General features: G+C 62.5%; 21 protein-coding genes, 1 tRNA gene and 1 pseudogene. 9 read left to right on the top strand and 14 right to left on the bottom strand.

Translation table 11 applies throughout. The features are described from left to right. Positions 1–82: 82 nt before the first annotated feature. On the bottom strand, positions 83–1,978 hold the full coding sequence (gene dnaK, locus G365_RS0117685; RefSeq protein WP_026345472.1) for a molecular chaperone DnaK: 1,896 nt from the start codon (positions 1,976–1,978) through the stop codon (positions 83–85). 293 nt (positions 1,979–2,271) lie between these two features. On the opposite strand from dnaK, the gene G365_RS0117690 reads away from it, so the two are divergent. Beyond that, positions 2,272–2,523: a DUF1178 family protein gene (locus tag G365_RS0117690; protein WP_019646875.1), complete on the top strand. Its 252-nt coding sequence runs from the start codon at positions 2,272–2,274 to the stop codon at positions 2,521–2,523. A gap of 61 nt (positions 2,524–2,584) precedes the next feature. On the opposite strand, the gene metW is transcribed toward G365_RS0117690, so the two are convergent. Both metW and metX read right to left on the bottom strand, forming a co-directional pair. Beyond that, a complete protein-coding gene (metW, locus tag G365_RS0117695) occupies positions 2,585–3,208 on the bottom strand; it encodes a methionine biosynthesis protein MetW (RefSeq protein WP_019646876.1) in 624 nt (207 codons plus the stop codon). A gap of 14 nt (positions 3,209–3,222) precedes the next feature. After that, positions 3,223–4,389, bottom strand: coding sequence for a homoserine O-acetyltransferase MetX (gene metX / locus G365_RS0117700; RefSeq protein WP_043742874.1), 1,167 nt, complete (start codon positions 4,387–4,389; stop codon positions 3,223–3,225). A gap of 210 nt (positions 4,390–4,599) precedes the next feature. Here metX and G365_RS0117705 point away from each other — a divergent pair, with 210 nt between their 5' ends. The 5 genes from G365_RS0117705 (at position 4,600) to G365_RS22230 (ending at position 9,037) form a co-directional block, all read left to right on the top strand. Continuing rightward, positions 4,600–5,502 carry a chorismate mutase gene (locus G365_RS0117705; RefSeq protein WP_019646878.1) on the top strand — a complete coding sequence of 301 codons (903 nt, stop codon included), beginning with the start codon at positions 4,600–4,602 and terminating at the stop codon, positions 5,500–5,502. Positions 5,503–5,591: 89 nt separating this feature from the next. Further along, a complete protein-coding gene (gene hisC / locus G365_RS0117710) occupies positions 5,592–6,683 on the top strand; it encodes a histidinol-phosphate transaminase (RefSeq protein WP_019646879.1) in 1,092 nt (363 codons plus the stop codon). A gap of 5 nt (positions 6,684–6,688) precedes the next feature. Beyond that, positions 6,689–7,621: a prephenate/arogenate dehydrogenase family protein gene (locus G365_RS22225; protein ID WP_019646880.1), complete on the top strand. Its 933-nt coding sequence runs from the start codon at positions 6,689–6,691 to the stop codon at positions 7,619–7,621. Between the two features lie 143 nt (positions 7,622–7,764). Further along, a complete protein-coding gene (locus tag G365_RS0117720) occupies positions 7,765–8,628 on the top strand; it encodes an alpha/beta hydrolase (protein ID WP_019646881.1) in 864 nt (287 codons plus the stop codon). 25 nt (positions 8,629–8,653) lie between these two features. After that, complete coding sequence (locus G365_RS22230) at positions 8,654–9,037, top strand: HigA family addiction module antitoxin (protein WP_019646882.1); 384 nt, start codon at positions 8,654–8,656, stop codon at positions 9,035–9,037. 81 nt (positions 9,038–9,118) lie between these two features. Here G365_RS22230 and G365_RS23235 read toward each other — a convergent pair whose 3' ends face one another. The 4 genes from G365_RS23235 to mutY form a co-directional block, all read right to left on the bottom strand. After that, the gene (locus G365_RS23235; protein ID WP_019646883.1) at positions 9,119–9,796 is read right to left on the bottom strand and encodes a hypothetical protein; all 678 of its coding nucleotides are present in this window, start codon (positions 9,794–9,796) and stop codon (positions 9,119–9,121) included. An 89-nt stretch (positions 9,797–9,885) separates the two neighbouring features. Further along, entirely contained in the window at positions 9,886–10,119 is a 234-nt protein-coding gene (locus G365_RS0117735; protein WP_019646884.1) for a hypothetical protein, read from the bottom strand. A 359-nt stretch (positions 10,120–10,478) separates the two neighbouring features. Further along, positions 10,479–10,778 (bottom strand): hypothetical protein, encoded by a 300-nt coding sequence (locus G365_RS0117740; protein WP_019646885.1) that lies wholly within the window; start codon positions 10,776–10,778, stop codon positions 10,479–10,481. A gap of 198 nt (positions 10,779–10,976) precedes the next feature. Continuing rightward, positions 10,977–12,044 (bottom strand): A/G-specific adenine glycosylase, encoded by a 1,068-nt coding sequence (mutY, locus tag G365_RS0117745; protein WP_019646886.1) that lies wholly within the window; start codon positions 12,042–12,044, stop codon positions 10,977–10,979. Between the two features lie 149 nt (positions 12,045–12,193). On the opposite strand from mutY, the gene G365_RS0117750 reads away from it, so the two are divergent. Further along, positions 12,194–12,736, top strand: a complete 543-nt coding sequence (locus G365_RS0117750; protein ID WP_081628614.1) for a DUF721 domain-containing protein — start codon at positions 12,194–12,196, stop codon at positions 12,734–12,736. A gap of 124 nt (positions 12,737–12,860) precedes the next feature. Here the strand turns inward: G365_RS0117750 and G365_RS0117755 are convergent, their stop codons facing one another. The 4 genes from G365_RS0117755 to ftsE form a co-directional block, all read right to left on the bottom strand. Continuing rightward, complete coding sequence (locus tag G365_RS0117755; protein WP_019646888.1) at positions 12,861–13,589, bottom strand: lysophospholipid acyltransferase family protein; 729 nt, start codon at positions 13,587–13,589, stop codon at positions 12,861–12,863. A gap of 89 nt (positions 13,590–13,678) precedes the next feature. Then, the gene (locus G365_RS22240; RefSeq protein ID WP_019646889.1) at positions 13,679–14,353 is read right to left on the bottom strand and encodes a YdcF family protein; all 675 of its coding nucleotides are present in this window, start codon (positions 14,351–14,353) and stop codon (positions 13,679–13,681) included. Between the two features lie 10 nt (positions 14,354–14,363). Beyond that, entirely contained in the window at positions 14,364–15,254 is an 891-nt protein-coding gene (locus G365_RS0117765) for a cell division protein FtsX (RefSeq protein ID WP_019646890.1), read from the bottom strand. Continuing rightward, positions 15,254–15,982: a cell division ATP-binding protein FtsE gene (gene ftsE / locus G365_RS22245; protein WP_245554778.1), complete on the bottom strand. Its 729-nt coding sequence runs from the start codon at positions 15,980–15,982 to the stop codon at positions 15,254–15,256. Before ftsE ends, G365_RS0117765 begins: the two co-directional genes overlap by 1 nt. Before the next feature lie 321 nt (positions 15,983–16,303). Between ftsE and G365_RS24515 the strand changes: the two are divergent. Both G365_RS24515 and G365_RS24150 read left to right on the top strand, forming a co-directional pair. Then, positions 16,304–16,402: pseudogene (locus G365_RS24515) on the top strand (zinc-ribbon domain-containing protein); the annotation flags it as partial. Positions 16,403–16,588: 186 nt separating this feature from the next. Continuing rightward, positions 16,589–17,398: a DUF3426 domain-containing protein gene (locus G365_RS24150; RefSeq protein WP_245554779.1), complete on the top strand. Its 810-nt coding sequence runs from the start codon at positions 16,589–16,591 to the stop codon at positions 17,396–17,398. A 98-nt stretch (positions 17,399–17,496) separates the two neighbouring features. Here G365_RS24150 and G365_RS0117780 read toward each other — a convergent pair whose 3' ends face one another. The 3 genes from G365_RS0117780 to G365_RS0117790 all read right to left on the bottom strand — a co-directional run bounded on the left by G365_RS0117780 (position 17,497) and on the right by G365_RS0117790 (position 20,511). Beyond that, the gene (locus G365_RS0117780) at positions 17,497–17,943 is read right to left on the bottom strand and encodes a cysteine desulfuration protein SufE (protein WP_043742917.1); all 447 of its coding nucleotides are present in this window, start codon (positions 17,941–17,943) and stop codon (positions 17,497–17,499) included. A 53-nt stretch (positions 17,944–17,996) separates the two neighbouring features. Beyond that, entirely contained in the window at positions 17,997–19,850 is a 1,854-nt protein-coding gene (locus G365_RS0117785; RefSeq protein WP_245554780.1) for a PAS domain-containing sensor histidine kinase, read from the bottom strand. Positions 19,851–20,435: 585 nt separating this feature from the next. Further along, positions 20,436–20,511 (bottom strand) — tRNA-Ala (locus G365_RS0117790). Position 20,512: the final 1 nt, after the last annotated feature.

Here is a 20,512-nt window from a genome sequence, read left to right on the forward strand (position 1 = left end):
CCGGAAAGGCGGACGGTAGGGGGAAGCGGTCCTGCCATGACGGTGGTGCCCCGGCTTTGTCGGCCGGGGCACCCAGCCCGTCTTATTTCTTCTTGTCGTCGACTTCTTCGAAGTCAGCGTCAACCACACCGTCATCCTTGGCGGTGGCACCGGCGTCAGCCTCGCCCCCGGCCTGCTCGGCCTTGTACATGGCCTCGCCCAGTTTCATCGACGACTGCATCAGGGCATCGGTCTTCGCCTTGATGGCATCGGCATCGTCACCATCCAGCACCGCCTTCAGGGCGGCAACATCGGCTTCGATCTGCCCCTTGGTGGCGGCGTCAACCTTATCGCCATGCTCCTTCAGGTTCTTATCGACCTGATGCAGCAGGCCATCAGCCTGATTGCGCGCTTCCACCGCCTCACGGCGCTTCTTGTCGGCAGCGGCGTTCTGTTCCGCTTCCCGCACCATACGCTGGATTTCATCGTCATTCAGACCGCCGGAGGCCTGAATGCGGATCGCCTGTTCCTTGCCGGTCGCCTTGTCGCGGGCAGACACGTTGACGATGCCGTTGGCGTCGATGTCGAAGGTCACCTCGATCTGCGGCACCCCACGCGGGGCGGACGGAATGCCAACCAGATCGAACTGGCCAAGCAGCTTGTTGTCCGCGGCCATCTCGCGCTCACCCTGCGACACGCGGATGGTCACTGCGGTCTGGTTATCGTCAGCGGTCGAGAAGGTCTGCGACTTGCGGGTCGGGATGGTGGTGTTGCGGTCGATCAGACGGGTGAACACACCGCCCAGCGTCTCGATCCCCAGCGACAGCGGGGTCACGTCGAGCAGCAGGACGTCCTTCACCTCACCCTTCAGCACGCCGCCCTGAATGGCAGCGCCCAGCGCCACCACTTCATCCGGGTTCACACCCTTATGCGGGTCACGGCCGAAGAATTCCTTCACGATCTGCTGGACCTTCGGCATACGGGTCATGCCGCCGACCAGAATCACTTCGTCGATTTCGCTGGCCTTCAGACCGGCATCGGCCAGCGCCTTACGGCACGGCTCAACGGTCCGCTGGATCAGATCATCCACCAGAGCTTCCAGCTTGGCGCGGGTCAGCTTGACGTTCAGGTGCTTCGGCCCGGTGGCGTCGGCCGTGATGAACGGCAGGTTGACTTCGGTCTGCTGGGCAGAGGACAGCTCGATCTTGGCCTTTTCAGCGGCTTCCTTCAGGCGCTGCAGGGCCAGGCGGTCACCGCGCAGGTCGATGCCCTGTTCCTTTTTGAATTCATCGGCAAGGTAGTCGATGATGCGGGCATCGAAGTCTTCCCCGCCGAGGAAGGTGTCGCCGTTGGTGGACTTCACTTCGAACACGCCGTCGCCGATTTCCAGCACGGACACGTCGAAGGTGCCGCCGCCAAGGTCGTACACGGCGATCACGCCGCCGTCCTTCTTGTCGAGGCCGTAAGCCAGCGCCGCAGCGGTCGGTTCGTTGATGATGCGCAGCACCTCAAGACCGGCGATCCGGCCGGCATCCTTGGTGGCCTGACGCTGGGAGTCGTTGAAGTACGCCGGAACGGTGATCACCGCCTGGGTCACCGGCTCGCCCAGATGGGCTTCGGCGGTTTCCTTCATCTTCTTCAGGATATTGGCGGAAATCTGGGACGGGGCCTGCTTGTCGCCCTTCACGTCCACCCACGCATCGCCATTGTCACCCTTGATGATCCGGTACGGGACCAGAGCCTGATCCTTCTTCACGGTCGGGTCATCAAAGCGGCGCCCGATCAGGCGCTTAATGGCAAAAAGGGTGTTTTCCGGGTTGGTCACCGCCTGACGCTTGGCCGGCTGGCCGACCAGAATCTCGCCATCAGCGGCAAACGCCACCATCGACGGAGTGGTACGAGCCCCTTCAGCGTTTTCGATCACGCGGGCTTCTTTGCCATCCATGATCGCGACGCAGGAATTGGTGGTCCCGAGGTCGATCCCGATAACCTTGCTCATCATCTTCACCTGTTGCTGCATCTTCACCTGTTGCTGCGGCAGACACGCTGCGGCCCAGAACGGCGCCGCCACGGTCCCCTGAGGGGTTCATCACAAAAGGGTTCGTTTATCTCAACTCTGCAACCGTCCGGCAGCAGGGCCGGATGGTTTGAAAGGTATATAAGACAACACGGCGCGGCCCGCAACAGGATGCCGCCGGGATCAGCCACCATCCGGTGACAGGCGGCATATCCCTGTGCTAAATCAGGGCTTCACCCCCTTCCCATCCCCGTTTTTAAGCGGAGAGCAGACCGATGATCCGTTACCGTCTGGTGTGCGGCCACGATCACGAATTTGATCAGTGGTTCGACTCGATGGCCGATTACGACAGCAAAAAGGCCGAAGACGCCCTGTGCTGCCCGGAGTGTGGCGACACCACCGTCGCCAAATCGCTGATGGCACCGCGCCTGTCCGGGTCCGGCGGGACCGTCGGCACCAGCACTGACCCGGCCCCCCCCTGCGGCGGCGGCGGGTGCGGCGGCGGCATGTGCCCGGCCCTGAACTGACAAAAACCCCCGGCGGAGGGTCCCGCCGGGGGTTTTTCAGTCCGTAAAGCGCCCCGGAAAATCAGGCGCGCCGCAGCAGGAACACCGCGTCTGCCCCCATCAGGTTGGCCCAGTCCCCGGTGACATCCCAGTCCCGGCGGTGCCCGGCACCGTCAAGCGCGAAAGCGGTCTCGATCACCAGCCCCAGATCCTGAGACAGCACCACAAAATCGCGGATGGTGCAGAAGTGAATATTGGGGGTCTCGTACCACTGATAGGACAGGGCCGACGTCACCGGCATCCGCCCGCGCAGCCCCAGATGCAGACGGTTACGCCAGTAGCCGAAATTAGGGAACGAGACGATCGCCCGGCGCCCGATGCGCAGCAGGTTTTCCAGCACACCCCGCGGGTTCCGGGTCGCCTGCAGCGTCTTGGACAAAATCACATAATCAAAGCTGTCGGGCGGATAGGCGGCCAGATCGGTGTCGGCATCACCCTGAATCACGCTCAGGCCCTGCCCGACCGCCTCGCGCACGCCGGACATCGACAGCTCAATCCCCCGCCCGTCCACCTGACGGAAATCCTGAAGATAGCTCAGCAGCAGGCCTTCGCCACAGCCGACGTCGAGAACCCGGGACTTGGGTTCAACCAGATCGGCAATCAGCTGCAGATCAATGCGCAGCCCGGCATGGGTGGTGGTATTCATTCCCGCATCCCCTCTCAGACAGCAGCCGACACCGGGCCGCGCGGAAGCCCGCGCTGCTCGGCGGCGGACCGCAGGAACCCGGTGAGGGTCTGGTGAAATTCCGGCTCATCCAGCAGGAAGGCATCGTGCCCCTTGTCAGACTGCACCTCGACAAAGCTGACATTGGCCGCATTGGCGTTCAGGGCATGAACGATCGCCCGGCTTTCCGCCGTGGTGAACAGCCAGTCCGACGAGAAGGACACAACACAAAAACGGGTTGCGGTCCCCCGGAACGCATGGGCCAGCACCCCGCCGTTCGCCCCGGCCAGATCGAAGTAATCCATCGCCCGGGTGATATAGAGATAGCTGTTGGCATCAAACCGGTCGACGAAGGCCGAGCCCTGATAGCGCAGATAGCTTTCCACCTGAAAATCAGCATCAAAGCCGTAGGTGACGCTCTGCCGGTCCTGCAGACGCCGCCCGAACTTCCGTTGCAGGGCCGGTTCCGAAAGATAGGTGATATGCGCCGCCATCCGCGCCACCGCCAGCCCCCGTTCCGGGCGGGTTCCGTGGCGGTGATAGTCTCCGTTATGCCAGTCAGGGTCAGCCATCACCGCCTGACGCCCGACCTCATGGAAGGCAATATTCTGGGCGGAATGGCGGTAACTGGTCGCCACCGGCACCGCACAGAACACCCGCTGCGGATAGGAATGACACCATTCCAGAACCTGCATACCGCCCATCGAGCCGCCGATCACCGCAAACAGGGTGTCGATGCCCAGATGGTCAACCAGCAGGGCCTGTGCCCGCACCATGTCGCCGATGGTGATGACCGGAAAGGTCACGCCCCACGGCTGCCCGGTCTCCGGGTTGACTTCATAAGGGCCGCTGGAGCCCATGCAGCCGCCCAGAACGTTTGAGCAGATGACAAAATAGCGTTCGGTATCAACGATCTTGCCCGGACCGATCAGATCGCTCCACCAGCCCGGCTTGCCGGTCACCGGGTTGGGCGAGGCAACATACTGGTCCCCGGTCAGGGCATGGCAGATCAGCACCGCGTTGGACCGGTCAGCATTCAGCGTGCCGTAAGTTTCGTAGGCCAGCGTGAAGGGGCCAAGATCGACGCCGCAGTCAAGCCGCATCGGCCTGTCGACACCGAGCTGGACCGTCTTGCCGTGTGGAATGGACAGATGCGTGCTCATGTCGGACCCCGTCAGACCCAGAGGATCGGGAAGGAAGAAAGCGGAAAAAAGCTCTAGGGACGGCACCCCCTACTGTCAACGTTTTCTTTGATTTTGGCCGGGGGGCCGTCTACTACTTAACGTCCCGGAAGCGTGCGGCAGGCCTGCGCCGCTTCTGCGGGATCAGATTCTTAGTCCTTCCTCCTGACTGTATAGGGAAACGCTACCGGAATGTCAGACGTCACCCCGCCGGGCTCCCCCGCCGCCGTTCCCCTGCCTACCCTTGCCGAACTGCGGCAGCGGATTGATGCCATCGACACCCAGCTGATTGACCTGCTGGTGGCCCGGGCCGAAGTGGTGGAAACCGTCGGCGCGGTCAAGCGGGCCGCCGGAGAGGATGTCGGCATCTTCCTGCGTCCCGGCCGGGAAATGGACATTCTGCGCCGCCTGCTGAAGCAGGCAAAAGACGGGCGCTTCCGTAAATCAGTGATCGTGCGGATCTGGCGCGAGCTGTTCGCGGCAATGGTCGCCGTGGAAGGGCCGCTGACCGCCGCCGTCTATATGCCCAGCCGTGGCGCCGGTTTTCTCGAGCTGGCCCGCGATTCCTACGGGGCCTATACCCCGATGGTCGCCGTGCCGTCGCCGGGGTCGGTGGTCAAGGCCGTCGCCAATGCTGAGGTCACGGTCGGCATTCTGCCAATGCCGCATCTGGGCGATACCGAGCGATGGTGGCCGGCGCTGGCCTCCGCCGCCCCCGGCACCCCGTCCGTGGTTGGCCGCGTTCCTTTCGCCGGGCCGGGTCCGGGCCGGGGCGATGGCATCGAAGGTCTGGTGATCTGCCGTCTGCCGCAGGAAGACACCGGTCATGACCGGACCTATATCGTCATTGAAGCCGATGAAGACCTCAGCCGCACCGGCCTGCGGTCGCTGGCGGAAAATGCCGGTCTGGTGGTGGCGGAAATGCCCGATACCGATGACACATCGCCGGTCGCCCGCCTGCATCTGCTGGAAATTGAAACCTGCGTTCTACCCACCGACCAGCGTCTGGTCGAACTGGGCCGGGAATCGGCGATCCGCCGGGTCTCGGTCATCGGCGGATACGCCATCCCCTTTACCGCCGACGATCTGGCCTGACGCCGGATCTGCGGCCCACCCCCGGAGGAATCCTCCATGTTGTTGTGTCTCAGTCCATCCGGACGCCAAAAAAGGATGAAAAGACGATCATGAGCCTTCCCGTTCCGCAGCCCGGTATTCTGGACATCGCCGCCTACGTCGGCGGAGAATCCAAGGTCGAGGGCGTGTCCCGTGTGATGAAGCTGTCGTCCAACGAAAGCCCGCTGGGTCCCAGCCCGCGCGCGCAGGACGCCTATCGCACCGTGACGGCGGAACTCCATCGATACCCCGACGGCGGGGCGACGGAACTGCGGAAGGCGATTGCTGCCCGGTACGGGCTGGATGCCGCCCGGATCATCTGCGGCTGCGGATCGGATGAACTGATCGGCCTGCTGGTCAATGCCTACGCCGCCCCCGGTGACGAGGTGCTGTTCTCCCGTCATGGCTTCCTGATGTACGACATTTATGCCCGCTCTGCCGGGGCCGTACCGGTGCGGGTGGACGAAACCAACCTGACGGTGGATGTCGATGCCCTGCTAAGCGGTGTCACCGCCAGAACCCGGATCGTGTTCGTCACCAATCCGGGCAATCCGACCGGCACTTACATCAGCGCGGCCGACCTGCGGCGCCTGCGGGACGGCCTGCGGGAAGACATCCTGCTGGTGATTGATGCCGCCTATGCCGAATACGTGGACCGCAACGACTACTCCAACGGCCTTGAACTGGTGCAGGAGACGGAAAACACCGTCATGCTGCGCACATTCTCCAAGATCTTCGGTCTGGGCGGGGCCCGGGTCGGCTGGGGATACTTCCCGGCGGGCATCGCCGACGTGATCAACCGCATCCGCAGCCCCTTTAACGTCACCGCCCCCTCTCAGGCGGCGGCAGCGGCGGCGATCCGCGATGTGGAATTCACCACGCTGGCCAAAACCCACAACGACTACTGGCTGCCGTGGCTGAAGGAAAAGCTGACGGCACTGGGGCTGACCACCACCGACAGCGTCGCAAACTTTGTGCTGGTGCGGTTCCCCGCAACAGCCGGCAAGGATGCGGCAGCGGCAGATGCCTTCCTGAAAGGGCGCGGTATCATTGTGCGGCGGGTGGCCAGCTATGGTCTCGGCGATTGCCTGCGCATCACTGTCGGCCTTGCCGAAGAGAATGAGGCCGTGATTGCGGCCATCAAAGACTTTCTGGAGTCGTAACGGATATGTCTGATCCGTTGATGAAGCCCGCCCTGTTCCGGCGGGCCTGCCTGATGGGCATTGGCCTGATCGGCTCGTCCCTTGCCCGTGCCATCCGCGCCCATGGTCTGGCGGAAACACTGGTCTGTCACAGCACGGCCGACGGCAGCAAGGAAACCGCCCTGAAGCTGGGCATCGTGGACGAGGTCTATGCTGACCCGGCAGAAGCCGTGCGCGGCTGCGATCTGGTGATTCTGGCGACCCCGATCGGGGCCAATGCCGCACTGGCAGAACAGTTCGGTCCGGCGCTGGACCCCGGGGCCATTGTCACCGATGTCGGATCGGTGAAAATGGCGGTGGTGCGTGATGTCTCGCCGTTCCTGCCTGACGAAGTGCATTTTGTACCCGGCCACCCGATTGCCGGGACCGAGCACTCCGGCCCTGAAGCCGGGTTCGCCGAACTGTTTCAGAACCGCTGGTGCATCCTGACCCCGCCGACCGGCACCGACCCGGATGCCGTGGCCAAGGTGCGCGCTCTGTGGGAAACAATTGGCTCCAACGTTGATGTGATGGAAGCCAGCCACCACGATCAGGTTCTGGCCATCACCTCACACCTGCCGCATCTGATTGCCTATACCATCGTCGGCACTGCGGATGATCTGGAAGATGTTCTGAAGCAGGAGGTCATTAAATATTCGGCCTCCGGCTTCCGCGATTTCACCCGTATTGCAGCCTCTGACCCGACGATGTGGCGTGACGTGTTCCTGAACAACCGCGAAGCGGTTCTGGAAGTCCTGCAACGCTTCACCGAAGACCTGACCGCCCTGCAACGGGCGATCCGCTGGGGCGAGGGCGAAACCCTGCACGCCCTGTTCAGCCGCACCCGCCAGATCCGTCGTGGCATCATCGAAGCCAAGCAGGCATACGGGTCAGGGATCGCCAAGTTCGAAACCAAATAGACCCTGCGGCACCCGTCCATCGGGACCTCAAGAACAGACAGGCATCGCCCCCGGCGGTGCCTGTTCTGTTAAAGGGGCAAGCCTGCCAGGCAAGAATACGGATCTGTCGCAAAAATTTTACTGCCGTCTCTGATGGATGGCCTATGCTGGACCCTGTATTCCCCCTGCTGCGAGTGCATGCCGAGATGACATTTCCTGAGTCCCTGTCGCTGGAAGTCCTGCACGCCGGTCCCGCCACCCCGTCCAACGCACCACCACTGCTGTTTGTACATGGCGCTTTCTGTGGAGCCTGGATCTGGCAGGAACACTTTCTCGACTGGTTTGCTGCCAGAGGATATAACGCCTATGCGGTTTCGCTGCGTGGGCACGGCAACAGCGGCAGCCTCAACGACCTGCAGCGCGCCGGAATGAATGATTTCGTCGAGGATGTCAGCCATGTGCTCACCGGCCTGCCCCGCCCACCGGTCCTGATCGGGCACAGCATGGGGGGCATGGTGGTGCAGCGGCTGATTGAGCGCAATCCTCTGCACACTGCGGCAGGGGCCGTCCTGATGTCTTCTGTCTCACCGGGCGGGCTGTGGGGCACAACCCTGCACATGGCCCTGAACACCCCGAACATTCTGTGGACCCTTGCCGGAATGCAGACGTTCGGAACCCAGATGGCCTCAGCCGAAGCCCTGCACCGGGCTCTGTTCCCGGCCAGTGTGCCGCTGGAGACCACCCAGAAATATCTGACCCGCTTCCAGACGGAGTCGATGCGGGCACAGAGTGACCTGACCTTCTCCCCGCCGCCGGTCGCCACCCATGGCAAATCGACCCCGATGCTGGTAATCGGCGCTTCGGAAGATACGTTTGTCCCGCCCTGGATGGCCCGCAGCACCGCCCGCTATTACGATGCGCCCTGTCACATTCTGAACGGCATGGGCCATGCCATGATGCTGGAGCCGGACTGGGAACGGGCTGCGACCATCCTCCTCGACTGGCTGGCCGACACATTCCCAAGCTGATCCCCCACATCCCCGGAGGGCCCCTGTGACCGACGCCACCGACACTCTCCCAGCCCCGGCGGAGCATCCGGGGACTGTCCTGCGGCAGGAATATCTGGACCCCTTAGGCCTGAGCGGCAATGCGCTGGCTATGGCGCTGCGGGTTCCGCCTCCACGGATTTCCGAACTGCTGCGGGGCAGGCGGGGGGTCACCGCCGATACAGCCCTGCGGCTGGGCCGCTATTTCGGCACCGGGCCGGAGCTGTGGATGGCCCTGCAGGCCGCCTATGACCTGCATCAGGTTGATCCTGCGATCAAGCTCGCGATCGCAACGGACATCGCCCCGCTGTTCGGCGAAGATAAAGCCACCCGGAAAGGTCATACCAAGGCCCTGAAACGCCGCCTGAGTGCCTTTACGGAGAGTTTTTGATTTTTCAGCCCCTCAAACGCCGGGCGGGGGCATCCGCCCCCTTGGCTTACATGCCCACGTGGGGATGAGGCATCATCGCCCTTACTGCCCCGGTCGACACGGGTGCTGGGGGCTCGCGGGATCACAGACCTGAAAACTCTGCAATGTCGTCAGCGCCTCTTTCTGCTGGTCTTCCAGCAACGGCGGCCCCTCTGTCTTATCAAAGGGCGCGACACGCCAAGCCCATTGCGCCATGTACAGCGCCGACGTGCCCTGAATAGTGCGGAAAAACGCCGTTTCCCCGTATCCGGCAGCCTTCACTTTTGCACAGCCCAGCACCCAGAAAGCTGAAGGATATCCGTTGCTCTGTCCTGCCTGCAACGTGCCAAGCTTTACACCATCGCAAGCCTGCTCATAGCTGTTCTGAGATTGGGCATACAAACGTTCCGGTGACAGGGCCTGCACCCCGGCAGACGTCCGCACGGCCTGAATGGTCAGCATGTCCTGCCAGCGCTCCGCAGACTGGCCTTCAGGCACATACGACAGAGTTTCGACAGCACCATTTCCGCTGCGGTTCACCAGCTGCCAGCCTTTTGGCACCTGAATGCTGTATCGCTCTCCGGTCTGCACGGTCGCCGGGGGGACAGCCGCAGTCTGCGCCTGCGCCGCCATCGAGATGCCTGCCACTCCGGTCAGCGCCAGCAGCCCGAGTCCCACGGACAATCCGCTTTGCCGCACACCGGACATCCACTTTTCCGCCGTAACGCTCCACTGCATCATCAGAGCCCCGTTTACCAAAGTCTCCGGCGCACTCTAGAGCATCAGACGTCAAAAGGAAGACCGGTTTTACAGACAGATCTCCGCCAGCCTCACTCCGCTGCCATCCGGGACGGGGCGGAAACCGAGTGACGGGCGGCAGGATGTACCGTACCGTGGCCCAACGTATCGGCAACATGGCGGATATCGGCCAGAGCTTCATGCAGGCGGTCGATATGACCGGGCATTTCAGCCCCAAAGCGATCAACGATCGCCGCAAACCGGGCGGCCGAGGCGCGGGCCTGACGGGCAGAGCGCAGCAGGGCACTATCAGACATTCTGTCCATAGTCGTAATCCCCCTTATTCTTATGGTTTAAGTAATTCTTAACATTCCATATCTCCCAGCGGTGCGCAATGGAGAGAAAGTGTACTGCACCTGCGACCTGATCCATCGACGAAAGTGTATATATTTCCGACTTTTTTACACAGTCATACCCAACCAAACCCCTGAAAAAGACACCCAATCATCCACGCAATACATTGTAATTATTCAATAACTATAAAAAGAAAAGAGACTCATTCCCCATGAAACAAAATCCGATCAAATCATTTTAAATCACCACCAATAGCAAGCAGAAAGGGGCAGAAACTCCCGTTTCCACCCCCGCAAAAAGATCAGCCTCTCTGCCGTAAACAGAATAGGCCTTAAGGACTATTTTTTGATGGCATCGGAATCCGCCGGTCAATCCCACCGGGATGATCCGTGAAAGTTTTCTGCAACTGCTCCAGCATCGCCCGCGCCCGCTCGGGGTCTTCCGACAGCAGAGCGGCCCGGACCTCATCAAGGACCATCTGCCGCAGGGCAGGTTCCCCCCAGTCCCTCTGCAGGAAGGCGTGGGCTTTTTCCAGCGCCACCAAAGGCGGCAGATGTTCGTGGTGTGCCACCAGTGCCAGTTCAGCCTCTGTAATTCCGCTGAAATGCAGGCAGTCCGTCAGGGTCAGCATGGCAGATCCTCCGTGGAATACTGCCGGGGCGGTACGCTGCCGCGCCCACCGCGGTCCCCATCCCTTTCTTCAGGTCTCAACAAAGATCCCTGAGTCTTACAATAACAGAAAAGCCATCAAAAAAATAGGGCCACCCCATGCAGCGCAACATAGAAACACCAACAGAATCAGACCCCTGAAGTGCAGTGCGGGAACAGATTATCCTTGCCCCAGAGCCAGCCGGACGATCTTTCGCATCACGGTCGGCAGGGCTTCCCCATCCATATCCTCCGGCAGAACCCACCGGCACCCGGGGTACTCCCCTCCCTTCGCGACACCGGACAGCACCGACAGTTCCAGATGAAAATGGGTGAAGGTATGACGGACCAGCCCCCGCAGCGGATGCCAGTCGGCAGAAACGGGGGAGTAGAGTATAGCGTCTTCGCGGGACCAGTCCCCTTCGCGCCACGGGGTAGACGGTATCTCGGTCATGCCCCCCAGAAGACCTTCGGGGGCCCGTCGCCGCAGCAGCACCGCCCCATCCCAGCGGACAATCCAGAACGCTATACCCCGGCGCAGCGGCTTTTCCGCCTTGGCGACCTTGGCCGGCAGCTTCTCCGCGATACCCTGCTTGCGCCCCTCGCAGGCCATCATCCACGGGCACAGGCCGCAGGCCGGATTGCGGGGGGAGCACAGGGTCGCGCCCAGATCCATCATCGCCTGCGCATAATCCCCGGCCCTGTCCTGTGGGGTCAGGGTATCCGCCAGCACCCGGATCTGCTCCTTGCTGCCCGGCAGGGGATCGGTGACCGCAAACATCCGGCTGATGACCCGTTCTACGTTACCATCAACCACCACCGCCCGCTTTCCGAACGCAATGGCGGTAATGGCGGCTGCCGTATAGGTCCCGATTCCCGGCAGACGCCGCAGCCCGTCTTCCGTATCAGGAAACTGCCCGTCATGCTGATCGCGGACCACCCGCGCGCACTTCAACAGATTCCGGGCCCGGGCGTAATATCCAAGACCTGCCCAAGCCGCCATCACGGCTTCATCATCGGCCCCGGCAAGATCCGTCACTGTCGGCCACCGGGTGGTAAAGGTCTTGAAATAAGGAACGACCGCCGCCACGGTAGTCTGCTGCAGCATCACCTCCGACAGCCAGACCCGGTAAGGGTCCGCCACCTGCCCCGGGGCATAGCGCCAGGGCAGGTGCCGCCGCTCGGCATCATACCAATCGAGCAGGCGGGCACTGAGCGCCCCCGGAGTGGTCAGGTTCTGGCCGGTCATCGTCGTGCGGGCTCACACAGAAATGGAGACTGTGCCGGAGTACGGGCCACAGCGGGCCGCAGATCAGCCCCGCGTCAGCAGATAGCCTGTCCCCGACAAAGTCGCTACAGTATCTGACTGGATTTCTTTTGTCAGGATCTGCTTCCGGTATGGCACGCTCGCCCGAGTCTTCCTCACCCCGCACCGCCAGACAACCGGCTCCCCTGCAGGAGCCCCGCCGTATGGCCCGGGGCCCGATGGCCATCGGTGCGGTCAGCGCCCCTTTAACCCGTCCTTTGCTTGGGCGGCGCGGACTGGCCGAAGGAGATCTGATCGCCCGCTGGGACAGTATCGTCGGCCCTTTGATGGCCTCCTACGTCCTGCCGGAACAGGTCCGGTTTCCAAAAGGGCAGCGGGACGGCGGTGAACTGACGATCCGGGTGCCTTCCGGCCCGTTCGCTGTGCAGATCCAGCACGACGCCCCCGCTCTTCTCCAGCGGATCAACGGCTATTTCGGCTATCCGGCGATTGCGCGCCTGAAAATCGTACAGGCCCCGCTGCCGATCAAACGGCCCCCGCGGGAGGTCCGGCAACGGGCCCTGCGCCCGTCTGAGGTCGCAGAAATCACAACCGCAGTTGCGGATATTCCTGATGACGGCCTGCGGGCAGCACTGGAGCGACTCGGCAGAAGTATGCGGTCGCGGCAGAGTTGAAACCATCCTCTCCACCGGCAGCCCACACCCAGCCCCCAGAGTTATCCACAGAAACAGAAAAGCCGCCCGATCCCCCTAGGCGGCTTTTATACAGCGGCCCCCATCAGGGCCAAAAGGACACCCATCAGCCCTTTTCAGCACACAGCCGGTCGGATTCGCCTTCAATCAGATCCTGCAGTTGCTGAGTGAACACCTTTTTGTCCAGACCGCCGGGAATCGGCGGCATGATCCGCACAACTACCTCTCCCGATGACTTCAGGAAACTGTTGCGGCCCCAGACCAGACCGCTGTTAAGGGCCACCGGCACCAGCGGCACCCGGTCACCGAAGCGGGCATAGAGAGCCGCCACCCCCGGCTGGAACGGCCGCGTCTCCCCGACCGGGACACGGGTGCCTTCGGGGAAAATGATCATCTGGCGTCCTTCCGCAAACGCCTGCTCAGCCCCCCGAAGCATCGTCTTCATCGCAGAGGCCCCGGCCTTACGGTCCACCGCAATCATCCCGGTTTTCGCCATGTGCCAGCCGACAAACGGAATCGACAGCAGCTCTTTCTTCAGGACGAAAACCGGCTTTTCAACCAGCATCGGCAGGAAAAGGGTCTCCCACGCTGACTGATGCTTGGACGCCAGAATAAACGGGCCCTGTGGCAGATGTTCCAGCCCTTCAACACGCCAGCGGATGCCAAGCATGATCCGCGCCCCCCAGACCAGCCCCCGGCACCACAGGTGCGGCACGGCAAAAGTCCGCGTTCCCGGCACCAGCAGGGTGGGGATCCCCAGAGATCCGATCAGGATGGTCCAGAAAACATAGAAAATGTTGTAAATAACCGACCGCAGCGCTGATACGACAGCCATCCCTGTCTCTCTCCCGACTCTGTTCCGCCCCGTGGCGATGCCCAGAAACCGCAGCGCTTATACTCAATCTCCGCAGGGGAGGCCACGGATTAGCGCTGCCACCCCGGGGCCGGGGTATCGGGCAGCAGCAGACGCAGGCGGGCGGCCAGATATTTTGTGTACTCCGTAGCGAACAGGGCCGCCGTGCCCGGATAGCGCCACCACGCATCCCACTTTACGGTCGCCGGGAAGACCGGATGCGGAATAATCCGCACCCCGGGCAAAGCCGCCTCAAACTCCAGCAGGCTGCGGCGCATATGATAGTTTGCCGTCACCAGCCGGATCGACCGCCAGCGGTGTTCCCGCATCCAGATTGCCGTTTCAATCGCATTGCCGATGGTATCGGCAGCCACATGCCCCAGAAAGATGCGGTTGCGCAGATCATCGGTGCCGGGATCGTCGCGCAGCAGCGTTTCCAGGCGGGTCTCCGGGAAAACACCGGAGACGAACAGCACATCGCCACGCCCCTGCCGCAGCAGGTCAAGGCCGGTCGATAACCGTTCGCTGCCCCCGGTCAGCACCACAATGGCATCGGTGCGGGTCAGCGCGTCTTCCACCCGGTCGGGCATGGTCTCGACATAATGAATCAGCCCCAGCAGCCAGGCGGCAGCCAGCACCAGCGCAAAGGCCAGCAGCCGGGTCATCCACGACACGGTCTGCCGGACCATGCGGCCGACCGTCTCAAGATGCGGTGTGCCGCGAATTACAAAACGATGCCGCCGCATCGCCCGCCCCTTACAGCATCCGCGCCAGTTGCCGCCGCACGGTGCGGTATGCGGTCATCATGACCACCGCTCCGGCAAAGACAGGCAACAGGGCGAGCCCGAGAAAATGAACCGGAACCGGCGACAGCACCGGCACCAGACCGCCTTCCAGCGGTGCCAGCAGGATCAGAAGTCCGACCAGCGCCGGAACCGCCAGTATAAATCCGGAAAGGCCCCCGATCAGACCATGCACCAGCGCCCGGCGGGCGAACTGCCGGGCGACATAGCCATCTGTCGCGCCAATCAGATGCAGCACTTCGATATGCGGTCGATGGACAGCCAGACCAGACCGGGTCGCGTAGACCACTGCCGCCGTTGTCGCCACCCCGACCAGTCCCAGAATGGCCCACGCCAGCAGGCGGATACCATCGGCAAGAGCAATCAGGCGGGCCAGCCAGACCCGATGATCATCGATCAGCGCCCCCGGTGCCACATCCCGGACCCGGGCCAGCATGGCATCAAGGCCGGTTACCGCCTCGTTCTTCAGGGTGACATCCACCAGACGCGGCACCGGCAGATCGGTAATCAGAACATCAGACCCCAGCCACGGCTGCAGCATCTGCACCAGCTGATCATCCGCAACCGCGCTAGCCGCCGCCACATCTGGCAGGGATACCATCAGACGGACCACCCGTTCCACCCGGGCGGCGGTGTCGGCTGCGCTCTCTCCCGCAACCGGAGGCACCTGAACAGTCAGCGTGCCGGTCATCGCCCCGCGCCAGCGGGTGGTCATATCCTGCAGGCCCAGCGCCCCGGCCAGCGCCAGCGTTGCCAGAAAAACCATCGCAGCCACCAGCAGCGGCAGAAAACGGTTGCCGGGGTCTGCAGCAATTGGCAGATCTGACCGCAGAAACCGGGCCATCACAGGTCCTCCAGATCCGACAGCGAACTGCCGCCGGAGAACAGGCCATCCGATGTCCCCCACCCGGATAAGGGCGGCAGCACGCTGACCTGCCCTTGCTCCAGATGCAGGCGTTCAAACGGAAACTTCCGCACCAGCCCTTCGTTATGGGTGGCGATCAGCACCGTCGTCCCCAGCCGGTTCAGTTCCATGAAAAGATGCATCAGGCGGGTGGCGGTACGGTCATCAACGCTGCCTGTCGGCTCATCCGCCACCAGAAGATCGGGGCGGTTGATGACGGCGCGGGCAATGGCAACGCGCTGCTTCTGCCCCCCCGACAGGGTCGGCGGGGTGGCGTGCAGATGCCGGGACAGACCGACCCAGTTGAGAAGCTCCGGCACATGGCGTTGGATCTCCGATTCGGAAACTCCGGCCACCCGCAACGGCAAAGCAACATTATCCAGCGTCGAAAGATGGTCCAGCAGCCGGAATTCCTGAAACACCACGCCGATTCGCCGCCGCAGCGCGGGCAGGGCATCGCGGGGGGCGGAGCTGACATCGGTGCCAAACATCTGCACCGCACCCCGTGACGGGCGGCGGGCCAGATACAGCAGACTGAGCAGGGACGTTTTTCCCGCCCCCGACTGTCCGGTCAGAAAATGGAAAGATCCCGGATCCAGATAAAAGCTGACATCCTGCAGAACATCCGGCCCGCTGCCATAGCGCAGACTGACGTTATCAAACCGCACAGCGGTGGACCCCTCCGCATCGATAATGCGGGCGACCCTGGTTCTGTTCTGTCCTGCCTTTAAAGCCATGCCCTTGAAATCTTATAAATGTTTTCCCGGCCTCTCCCGGGTGCCTGACGGAAACCACAGGGAAACAACCGGGACCGGAAACCGGCGGAAACAGTGGCATACCCCGCCGCATCCGTCAAACCGGCCCACACGGCGGCCGCAGCGCCCCGCCAAAAAGCCGGTGATTAACTGCTTGTAAATGCTCCTGTGCTTGTGTGTCCTGCTGGTAAAGCCTATAACTGGGGTGACAAGCGGGGGCCAAACGGGTCTGTCATGGATATCACCTGTCCGAGTTGCGGTACGTCTTTCAGCGTACCCGATGGTGCAATCGGCCCCAAGGGGCGTAAGCTGAAGTGCTCGCAGTGCGCGCACGTCTGGCGGCAAATGCCCGACGACGCGCCTGAGGGCTCCTATGCTCCTATGGCCGCGCCCGTTCCGCCGGCCGGTCGGGCTGCGCCACAGCGCGCCACCGATACTTTTTCCTATCAGGACGATGACGATTTTGCCCCGCCGCAGCGGGCTGCACAGCGTCCTGAGTACCGAGATCCTCCCGTCCCGATGGAGATGGACCCCACCCCGTCACGGCGGCCCGCGCCCCGGATGGCGGCGCAGGATGACGGGGACGATCCGTTCGAGTCGGTCCTGCGGGGTGTCGAGGATGACGGATACGGTCGCCGCAGCGGCTCCCGCGCCGACAGCAATGACGATCCGTTCTCTGACCTCGGTTTCGACGAGGGGCTGAAGAAAGGCCGGGACGATGACGACGGCTTTTCCAGCTTCAGCAACGATGATGACCTGTCAGAATCCCTGATCGAAACCGACGATGGTTTCATGTCGGTGGACGGGGACGCACCGCTGCCGGATATGTTCACGCGGGAACCGCCACCGCGTCGCCGGATCCTGCTGCCGATTCTGGCAACCCTGATGGCGCTGCTGGTGGTGCTGGGTGGCGGGGGTGCCGCCGCGTGGTACTGGCGTGAAACCATTGTCCTGCGTATGCCCGAAACCGAGGCCTTTTATGAAATGGCCGGGATTCCGGTCGATGTTCCGGGCCTTGGTCTGCAGTTTAAGGAAACCACCAGCGAACGGCTGGCACAGGGTGGCGTTGATACCCTGATCATCCGGGGCTTTATCGCCAATGTGTCGGAAAGCACCCGCAAGGTTCCTTTCCTGCACGTTACCCTGTTTGACGGGTCCGGGGCGATGGTGCAGGAAATGGCGGCCCAGCCCCCGGTGCCGCAGCTGCTGCCGGGTGAGACCACCGGTTTCCGGGTTCAGCTGCCCAATCCGTCTGCAGCGGCCCGCCGGTTTGACCTGTTTTGGGCGGTGAATCCGGCAGATGCCGGAAAGCAGCCCCCGGCCAAATAACCGCGGCCGACCAGAGAGCAGGACCTGAAACAGATAAGGCGTGGTTCCGTCACCGGACCACGCCTTTATCTTTACCACACCCCGGACAGCACTCCGGCTCAGGCATCCGCCACGGGCTGGAGGGACTGCGCCGCCAGCGCCCGGATGGTCCGCACCACCGAGGTGACCCCGTTACGGCGGTTGGGGCTGATATGCTGGTCCAGCTCCAGCCGGGCCAGTTCCGCGTCGGCATCCACCGCCAGAATCTCCCGTGCGGTTTTTCCCGAAAACAGGATCAGCAGCACAGCCAGCAGGCCCTTCACAATATGGGCGTCACTGTCCGCGAAAAAGAACAGCCGGGCTTCCGGCTCACCGGCCTGCACCGCGTGGGTCAGCCACACCTGACTCATGCAGCCTTCGACCTTATTGGCCTGCACCTTCTCAGCATCAGACAGCGGTGCCATCTTCCGCCCAAGATCAATGATGTAGCGGTAACGGTCTTCCCAATCATCAAAGAGGGAAAAGTTTTCCGCCAGCTCATCCACTGTCAGGCTGTCGAGTGTCATCCGCACATCACCTTCAGACCAATCGGTATGCATACCAGCGCGACATATAGCGCTCAGCCCGCCGGGGCAAGAGGGAAATCTGCCCGGAAGACGCTTCCAACCCCTTCAGTGCTGGAGAAGGCGATTTCACCGCCCATTTCCCTCATCAGACGGGCACTGATGGTCAGACCGATCCCGGTTCCCTCGATACCGCTGTCTTCAAGCCCAAGCCGGGCGAAGGGCTCAAACAGCACCGCCTGACGGGACAGCGGTATCCCCCGCCCGCTGTCCTCAACCTCCAGCACCAGCCGCCGGGGCTCAGCCTGCGGCCGGACCCGGATGCGGACGAATCCCCCCGGACGGTTGTACTTCACCGCATTGGACAACAGATTCAGCACCACCTGACGGGTCCGGGTCGGGTCCGCCCAGATCATCTCCTCCCTTCCGGCACCCTCAAAGGTCACCTGAACCTGATGCTTGCGGGCCAGACTGTCCGTCAGCGCGACGCAATCACGGGTCAGCTCCCCCAGATCGACCCCTTGCGGGACCAGAACCAGCTTACCCGCCTCAATGCGGGTCAGATCCAGAATCTCGGTAATCAGGGTCAGCAGATGCTCGCCCGCCTGCAGAATATGATGCACCGAGCGGCGCTGACGGTCCGTCAGCGGATCGCGGGAACTGGACAGCATCAGCTGGGCAAACCCGAGAACCGCATTGAGGGGCGTCCTCAGCTCATGGCTCATATTGGACAGGAACTCGCTTTTGGCCCGGCTGGCCGCCGTCGCCTCCAGCTGTGCTTCTTTCAGATTGGTGATGTCAACACGGGTACCGACCCGGAAGCCATTGGGAAGCCTGCTTTCATTCACCAGATACCAGCGGTCGCCAAACCGCTGCTCGACGCTGCCGCCAACCTGATGCAGGGTGATGCGGTCCGCGAACCACTGCACTTTCTCTGAAGGATCGGTCATCGCTGTATCGCGGCTGGTGCTGTAACGCAGCAACTCTTCAAACGACGTTCCCGGGCGGGCCAGATCCGCCGGAAGCTCATACATACGGCAGTAACTGTCATTGCACAGCACCAGCCGGTCATCCTCATCATACAGAACCAGACCATCGGTGATCGACGAAACCGCCATGTTCAGCAGTTCCTGCTTCTCTTCAGCCTCCTGCCGGGCGACGCGGATATCGGTGGTATCAAACACCACTCCGAACAGAGCACAGTAGCTGCCACTGAGCGGATCCCGTTCCGGCAGCAACCGGACCATCGCCGTCCGGCACAGGCCATCCGGCAGAATCAACCGGACGTCCTGCGACACTTCAATACCGTGACGGAAGGCAACACGCCGGGCCTGCCGCAACAGCTGGCGGTCTGCAGGATGCACCGCCTGCAGATGGTTCCGCACCGTCGGCGTGAAATCGTGCGGCATGACACCGGAGAGACCATAGCAGACCGGCGACCAGTGAACCTGCCGGTCACGAAAACGGATCCGGAAGTGACCGACATGAGCAACATCTTCGGCCAGAGCCAGCAGGCGGGTCCGTTCTTCCAGTTCCTGCAGGGCATGGGCCCGCCGGGTGATATCTTTTGCCACCCCAACCAGCCCGACGACCGTCACCCCGGCAGCCTGAGACAACACCGGTGCCTTGACGGTGGAATAAATCCGTTCTCCGGCAGGGGTCGGAATTCTCTCTTCGTAAGAATGACTGCAGGCACCCTGCAGAACCTCGTTATCAACCCGCTCAACCAGAGCCGTAACGTCAGCCGGAAAAAGCTCACGGTCCCGCCGCCCGATGACCTGATCGCGCTCCCGCCCCATCACCCGGCAGCAGGCGAGGTTGGCAAGCACATAGCGCCCGCTGGCATCTTTGGCGAAAATCGGCTCAGGGGCCGCATCCAGAATAGTCTGCAACAGAGTCTGGGCCGACACGGACGGCAACAGCCCACTCCGCCCGGCCCTTTTGCATGCTTTCCGGCAGGCCCGGTATAGCCCCCCGCCGTCTTCGGCAAAGCCATCCTCAACAGCAAGGACATCCTCGACCCCTGCGGTCATCAGCGCATCGGCCAGATCATCGGACCACTCAGGCAGTATGACGACGACCGGAACCCAGGTGCAGCAGAGGGCAGTACCCGCCGCCGCTTCGGCCGCTGATTCGGGGATATGAACAATGACCCGCCCCCCGTCCGGCGAACCGAATGCAAACTGCTCAATATCGGACTGCGCTGCGCCCCCGGGCAGAACAGTACACTCCGGCGCCCAGAGACGGATATCCGGAGAAATCGTACCGCAGGCTGTTCCTGTTAACAGTATACGCATTCCGGTTCCGGTCGCTGAATCGTCAGGGGCCCACGGATGAGCCGGGCAAGTATCCCTGCCCTTTAGGGCAAGCGCAAGCCACTGCCCCGGGATGAACGGAGGGTTTTGAGGGCGGACCTAAACGGGAGCGCCCCGAGACTTCGACGCGACTGCGAAGCCGAAAAAACAAAACCCCCGGGTGTTACCCGAGGGTTTTGATGGTGGAGCTAAGCGGGATCGAACCGCTGACCTCTACAATGCCATTGTAGCGCTCTCCCAGCTGAGCTATAGCCCCG

Origin of the sequence: Novispirillum itersonii subsp. itersonii ATCC 12639, from assembly GCF_000381985.1 — a bacterium.
GTDB lineage: Bacteria > Pseudomonadota > Alphaproteobacteria > Rhodospirillales > Rhodospirillaceae > Novispirillum > Novispirillum itersonii.